Source organism: Pseudopedobacter sp., from assembly GCF_040392825.1.
Lineage (GTDB): Bacteria > Bacteroidota > Bacteroidia > Sphingobacteriales > Sphingobacteriaceae > Pseudopedobacter.
Map to the genome: position 1 here is coordinate 1 of NZ_JBEBVH010000201.1, position 7,405 is coordinate 7,405.

General features: G+C 35.9%; 4 protein-coding genes. All 4 read left to right on the forward strand.

Annotated elements, in window-relative coordinates:
- Nucleotides 1-278 precede the first annotated feature (278 nt).
- The 4 genes from ABWO41_RS13390 (at nucleotide 279) to ABWO41_RS13405 (ending at nucleotide 7,318) form a co-directional block, all read left to right on the forward strand.
- A complete protein-coding gene (locus ABWO41_RS13390) occupies nucleotides 279-3,407 on the forward strand; it encodes a SusC/RagA family TonB-linked outer membrane protein (RefSeq protein ID WP_353138883.1) in 3,129 nt (1,042 codons plus the stop codon).
- Between the two features lie 12 nt (nucleotides 3,408-3,419).
- Nucleotides 3,420-5,027: a RagB/SusD family nutrient uptake outer membrane protein gene (locus tag ABWO41_RS13395; protein WP_353138886.1), complete on the forward strand. Its 1,608-nt coding sequence runs from the start codon at nucleotides 3,420-3,422 to the stop codon at nucleotides 5,025-5,027.
- Nucleotides 5,028-5,047: 20 nt separating this feature from the next.
- A complete protein-coding gene (locus ABWO41_RS13400; protein ID WP_353138889.1) occupies nucleotides 5,048-5,974 on the forward strand; it encodes a DUF5017 domain-containing protein in 927 nt (308 codons plus the stop codon).
- 90 nt (nucleotides 5,975-6,064) lie between these two features.
- Nucleotides 6,065-7,318 carry a glycoside hydrolase family 88 protein gene (locus ABWO41_RS13405; RefSeq protein ID WP_353138892.1) on the forward strand — a complete coding sequence of 418 codons (1,254 nt, stop codon included), beginning with the start codon at nucleotides 6,065-6,067 and terminating at the stop codon, nucleotides 7,316-7,318.
- Nucleotides 7,319-7,405 lie beyond the last annotated feature (87 nt).

A 7,405-nucleotide genomic window follows, 5' to 3' on the forward strand; every position in this document is an offset into this window, starting at 1 on the left:
CTATAAACTCACTTTTTAAAAAACAAACTGGTCTGGTTTTAAATGAAGCTAAGAAATGGTAATCCTGATAGGGGTAAATAAATAATCGGGTCTATTGTATGCTTTAAAGTGTTTTATAAACTAATTATTACCCTTATTTTAATTAATTATTACCCTTCTTTTGACGCATATTTCATGAATTTTGAGATAACACATTAATTAAACGAAATATCAGACCTAAACATTCGAGTCTGAAAAAGAATTAAAAACAAGGTATTGATCTATTAAATTAAAAATTTATGAGGAAGGTTTTTCTTTTTCTATTCTTACTCATCTCCTATCTAAATCTGTCTGCCCAAAACACCAGACAAGTAACAGGTTTAGTATTAGATGCAGGACAAGGAGATCCCTTGGTAGGAGTAAGTGTTTCTATTAAGGGGAGTACATTAGGAGCTATTACTGATGTAAATGGAAAGTACACCATTAAGGTTCAGGTTGATGAAAAACCTACCTTGGTATTTAGATACTTGGGTTACGTGATGCAGGAGATTGCAGTTGCAGATAAAAGCGTAATCAATGTAAAACTGGCACAAGAAAATAAAGCCCTTAACGAAGTAGTGGTTATTGGTTATGGAGAAGTGCAGCGTAGGGATGTTACCGGAGCTGTAGGGTCTGTGAAAATGGAGGACTTGCAAAAAGCACCGGTAGGTACCGCATTGGAAGCATTGGCAGGTCGTGTTGCAGGGGTGCAGGTACAATCTGAAAACGGTAAACCAGGCGGTGGCATGAATATCGTAATTCGTGGTGCCAATTCATTAACACAAGATAACTCACCTTTATATGTTATAGATGGTTTCCCGATGGAGGATGCCAATAATAATATTCTGAATCCGGCAGAAATTGAATCTATGGAAGTATTGAAAGATGCTTCTGCAACAGCAATTTATGGTGCCAGGGGTGCAAACGGTGTAATTTTAATAACTACAAAAAGAGGAAAAGAGGGAGCGCCTACTATCAACTACTCTGCATATGGAGGTTTCCAGAATGTAATCCAAAAAATGGATTTAATGAGTCCTTATGAGTTTGTTAGAATGGAAGCAGAGCGTGATCCAACAGGAATTCAATCTACCTATTTAAGGGGAGATACAACTTTAGAGTTTTATAAAAATGTTGCTGGATATGATTGGCAGGACGAACTTTTTAGAACAGCAGGTATGCAGGACCATTCGTTATCTGTATCGGGAGGTAATAAATCTACCAGATATTCTTTCTCTGGCAATCTGTTTGACCAGAAAGGGGTAATTATAAACTCAGGTTTCAATAGAAAACAGGGTAGAGTAACTTTAGATCAAACATTTAACGATAAATTTAAAGTTGGAGTAGATGCAAGATATACCAGCACTAAAACATATGGTACTTCTCCGGGCGATCCGGATTCCAGAAATTCATCTATGAATTATTTAATGTACAGTGTTTGGGGTTACCGTCCGGCTACCTATATCCCGAATCAGGATCTTGCAGATAATTTAATAGATCCGGATGTAAATACAAATAATGATTATCGTATAAATCCAATCTTATCTGCTAAAAATGAATTAAGAGAAGTTTTTAATAAACGCGTAATCTTTAATGGTTTTGCAGAATATGCATTTACAAAAGAACTGAAATTAAAAATTAGCGGAGGAATTAACTCTTCGGACTGGAGAAACGATGTATTTAATAATTCCCAAACACGCTATGGACATCCGCAAAGTTTAAATAAAGTTAACGGTAGTATCTTATACACCGAAAGCGACACCTGGTTAAATGAAAACTTGTTGACTTATAACAAGCGTTTTAATAAGGTTCATAATTTAAATGTGGTAGCCGGTGTTACGTTTCAGGAAAATAACTATAAACGTTATGGTGTAGGAGCTATGTATTTGCCAAATGAAAGTTTGGGCTTAGCAGGGCTTAGTCAGGGAACAGCAATGCCAATTATGTCTATAAATACATCTTGGTCTTTAATGTCTTATCTGGCAAGAGCTACCTATAACTATAATGGTAAATATATTTTAACAGCATCTTACCGGGCAGATGGCTCTTCTAAATTTGCTGAAGGAAACAGATGGGGATTTTTCCCATCAGGATCATTTGCGTGGAGGTTCATTAATGAAGACTTTATGAAAAATCAAAGAGTTTTCACAGAAGCCAAATTAAGATTAGGTTATGGTGTTACAGGAAATAACAGAGTATCGGAGTACGCGACTTACGCGAGATTGAGTTTTGATAATATTGGTCCTAATGACAATGGTTATTATGCATTTGGAAACTCTTTAGCACAGGGTTTATTCATTAGCTCGCTTGCTAACCCGGATTTAAAATGGGAAAGCACCGCACAAAGCAATATAGGTATAGATTTAGGTGCCTTTAAGCAAAGGGTAAACTTAACGGTAGATTATTATAAAAAGAAAACAACAGATTTATTGTTAAATGCACAATTACCAACGTCGACAGGATATGCATCAGCATTTAAAAATATTGGTAGTACAAGTAACGAAGGTTTAGAAATTAGTTTATCTGGTGATATCATCAAGACAAAAGACTTTAACTGGAACTCATCAATTAATATAGCTTTCAATAGAAATAAAGTTTTGTCTTTAACCCAAAATCAGGAATCATTAACAAGTGCATTAAATTGGGATAAGGATTATGCCACTGTTCCATTGTATATAGCTAAAATAGGTCAGCCTTTAGGGCAATTCTATGGCATGATTTGGGATGGTGTTTATCAACCCGAAGACTTTAACGAATTGGGAGCGCTTAAAGGGAATATTCCAACCAATGGAAATCCGCGTGAGAGTATAAAACCGGGAGACATCAAGTACAAAGATTTAAATGGTGATGGTGTGGTTAATGATAACGATAGAACAGTTATTGGAAGAGGTTATCCTATACATCAGGGTGGTTTCTCAAACACATTAAATTATAAGAGATTTGATCTGAATGTATTCTTCCAATGGTCTTATGGAAACGATATTTTAAATGCTAACAGATTGATGTTTGAATATGGTGTGAGGCCAAGAACGAACCAGTTTGCCTCCTTTGCAGATAGATGGACACCGGATAATACAGATACAGACATGTTTAGATTAGGAGGTCAGGGACCGTTAGGTAACTCTTATTCTACAAGAGTTGTAGAAGACGGGTCTTACATAAGATTAAAAACTGTCTCTTTAGGTTATTCAATAGATCCGGTAGCGCTTAAGAAGTTCAAAATAAGATCTTTAAGATTCTATGCGTCAGCACAAAACTTGTTTACTATTACTAATTATTCGGGATACGATCCTGAGGTTGCAGTAATGTATTCTGGTTTAACTCCTGGATTTGATTATTCTTCTTATCCAAGACCGAAAACCATTGTGTTCGGATTAAATCTTTCACTATAATATTGACAGATCATGAAAAAGATATTGAAAAGTTTAAATATAATAAAAAGAGCACCTCTATATAAAAGGGCTTTTCTGGGGCTTTCGGTTGTTACTGTGCTAAGTGCATCGGGCTGTTCCAGTTTCCTGGATAAAGAACCAACATTTGTTGTAAAAGACAACTATTACACTAATGAAAATGATGTGAATATTGGTTTAACAGGTATATATTCTGTATTAGGGAACGAAGATTTTTATGGAAGCAGCTTACCTTATCATTTATCTATGTCTGATGAAGGTGTTTGGCAAAGGAGTAATGCTTTAACAGGACCCGAAGTTTATATTTACGATTCCTCCAATCAGTTGGTTCGTAACTTATGGAAATATTTATATGAAGGCGTAGAAAGAGCCAATGTTTTCTTAAGTAAAGTAGACGCTGCGAAAATGGATGAAGCTAAGAAAACTATAGCGAAAGGCGAAGCTAAGTTTTTAAGAGCATACTATTATTTTGTATTAACCAGTAATTTCGGAGGAGTTCCTCTAAAGAAAGTACCTACTTATTCGGTAAATGATGTAAATACACCCAAAGCATCATTAAATGATTTGTATAGTTTCATTACATCAGAAATGGAAGAAGCAGAGGGTATGGTACAGCCAATTACAGCTTATGGTCATTCAGGAAGAGTTACCAAGTCTGCAGTTAGAGGAATATTAGCTCGTGTTTATCTTAAAATGGCAGGAGCACCTTTAAACGGAGGAAGACCTTATTACGAAAAAGCAGCGGAATGGGCAGGCAAACTTGTTAATCCTGTAAATGGAGATTATCAGCATAAATTAGTTGGTGACTATAAACAATTATTTAAAGATATGGCTGCAGAATCTGTCTTCAATATAGACGAGTCTATATGGGAAGTAGAGTTTGCAGGTAACCGTTCTACAGATTTTGAGGCTGGCCGACATGGTAATATTGCGGGAATCCAGTTTACATCAGAAACCATAGATTCTTTAGGATATAGTTACGGTTTTATATTAGCTACCAGAAAGCTATATGAACATTACGGAGCTAATGATACCGATCAAAGAAGAGACTGGAATATTGCACCATATGCATATAATAATACAACAGGAGTATCTAGTGCAAGACCGGAATTAGACAATAGGTTTTCAGCCAAATTTAGAAGAAACTATGAGACGCTGAAGCCGCGTCATAAAAACTATACACCAATTAATTTTCCTTTGTTAAGGTTTTCTGATGTTTTGTTGATGTATGCCGAAGCTAAAAACGAATTAGATGATGTAAACGAAGCCGGACTGAAAGTGAAAATGGTGAGAGATAGAGCACACGCTATAGACAGCACATCTGCTATAGGAGGTGATAAAGATATGATGAGGCAGTTTATCAGAAACGAGCGATTTAGAGAACTGGCCTTTGAAGGCTTGAGAAAGTTCGATCTGGTAAGATGGAATATTTTGGAAAATACTATGCATGGTTTAGCAAGCGATATCGAAGCAAATACACCTACTGCCCGTAAGTATACTGCTTTTGGTCCAAAAAACGTGTCGTCCAGAAATGTATTATTACCTATACCACTAGACGAATTATCGCTCAATAAAGCTATGTCTCAAAATCAAGGTTGGTAATCTTTAATCTGTAAATGAAAATGAGAAAATTATTTCTAATGTCAATTATAGCTCTGGGATTATCGAGCTGTAATAAAAAAGAAGCTGTTGAATTAAAGTTTGATGTTGCTCCAACGCAAACATCATATAAGGTAAACGATACAGTCACTTTTAGAGTATCTGGAAATCCAGACCAATTAACATTTTATTCTGGCGAAGAAGGTCATCAATATATCAATAGAAATAGAATCTTTGCAGAAAGTAATGAAATTACACTTGAATTCGCTTCGCATAAAAGGTACGGAACTTTAGCAGGACAGCCCAATCCAATATCATTATTTGCTTCGCAAAAATATAACGGAGATAAGACCACTTTTAACGAAAGCGATTGGGTTGACATTTCAAGTGCCTTTACTTTTTCTCCATTAGACAATGCAGAAAACTATACCGCTTCTGGCGTGGTTAATTTGTTAGGGCTATCCAATATCGGTTTTACAATAGATAAGGAAAAACCAATTTATTTCGCTTTTAAATATCTTGGTTTAAGTAATTCTTCTGCCCAACCGAGGGTGTTCATCAATAAATTTGATATCAAAACCAAAACAACAGAGGGTAAAATTATTCCTGTACTTACTTTAGCAACAGGAGGTTGGTCGTCGTTGTTGATAGGGAATAGTGCCGTAAATTGGATTATAGATGGTGGTGCTAATACATCAAGATTAAGAAATCAGGGAGCTGGTGCAAATGCTCCGGGGAATGAAGCCTGGGTAATGACTAAGGGATTCTTCTTAACTTCTGTTATTCCGGATACAGGGGTCGCTCTTAAAAACATGAGTACGCGCATAGATGAGTATAGCTATGTGTTTACTAAAGCCGGAACTTATAAAGTCACTTTTGTAGCCTCCAATGAAAATGTTTATGGTGGAGATAAAGTGGTGAAAGAATTCGAAATAGTGGTTAATCCATAATTTAAAAAGCCTTTAGTTCTAATACTGTGATGGTAATTTACTAAGGGCTTTTTTAAATCTATCAAATAAAAAATATATAAAAGAGAAGTGATGTTTAAAAATTCATTAATTGTAAGTTTCGTTGCATTTGCTGCTGCCTTGTCGTCGTGTGGTTCTAAACAAGATTTTGTGAAAAATGATTTCGATGTAGCAGAAAAGCAATACGAAATTATGTTAAACCAGTCTACAGATTTGACCAGTTTTCCCCGTACTACAAATCCAGATGGGTCTGTAAAAGGTACCGATATCTGGGATTGGACACAGGGATTTTTCCCGGGCGGATTATGGTATATTTATGAGTATAGCCAGGACCCGAAATGGAAAGCTGCAGCAGAAAAATGGACAGAGGCTTTAGAAGAAGCTAAATTTTTAACTCAACACCACGATGTTGGCTTTGTAATGTACTGCTCTTACGGAAATGCGGTAAGATTAGAAAAAGATACTGCTAAAATCAATAAATACAATAAAATATTAATCCAGTCTGCAGAATCTGCACTAACAAGATATTATGATAACGTAGGATTGATTAAATCGTGGAACGATAAGATGTCCTGGGATGGTAAAACACTATGGAAATATCCGGTTATCATAGACAATATGATGAATCTGGAATTGCTTTTCTATGTTTCCAAACTAACAGGAGATCCTAAATACAAAAATGTAGCTATATCGCATGCAGATAAAACTATGAAAAACCACTTTAGAGCTGACTATAGTACTTACCATGTGGTAGATTACGACGTGAAAACAGGTGAGGTGTTACATCAGCAAACCAACCAGGGCTATTCAGATAACTCTACATGGTCAAGAGGACAAGGATGGGCAATTTATGGTTATACGCTAATGTATCGCGAAACAAAAGACCCGAAATATTTGGAACATGCTAAAAAAGTAGCAGATTTCTTTATCAATCATCCAAATCTTCCCGAAGACAAAATACCTTACTGGGATTTTAATGTAGAACAGGAAGGCTACACACCAGATTGGGATTACAAGGGGCAAAATAAATTAAATTATATTCCCAGAGATGCATCAGCAGCTTCTTTGGCAGCCTCCGCAATGTTAGAGTTAAGTACCTATGCCGGAGAAGAAGGGAAAAAATATTTCGGTGCAGCAGAGCATATATTGAAATCTTTGTCAGGCAAAGAATATTTAGCCGAGCCGGGTACCAATTCTGGTTTTATCTTAAAACACTCTGTTGGTAGTTTTCCGCACAATAGTGAGATAGATGTGCCGTTAATATATGCAGATTACTATTTCCTTGAAGCTTTATTACGTTATAATAAGCTTAAAGAAAATAAATAGTTTTCTGTTTTCTTTTATCAAAAGGTCTGTTTGCAGTTGGCAAGCAGACCTTTTTTATTTCCTAATTCATGGTTTGTTAACATTAAG

Coding starts and splice junctions, on each gene's coding strand:
- ABWO41_RS13405 (WP_353138892.1), top strand. CDS start 6,065: ATGTTTAAAAATTCATTAATTGTAAGTTTCGTTGCATTTGCTGCTGCC.
- ABWO41_RS13390 (WP_353138883.1), top strand. CDS start 279: ATGAGGAAGGTTTTTCTTTTTCTATTCTTACTCATCTCCTATCTAAAT.
- ABWO41_RS13400 (WP_353138889.1), top strand. CDS start 5,048: ATGAGAAAATTATTTCTAATGTCAATTATAGCTCTGGGATTATCGAGC.
- ABWO41_RS13395 (WP_353138886.1), top strand. CDS start 3,420: ATGAAAAAGATATTGAAAAGTTTAAATATAATAAAAAGAGCACCTCTA.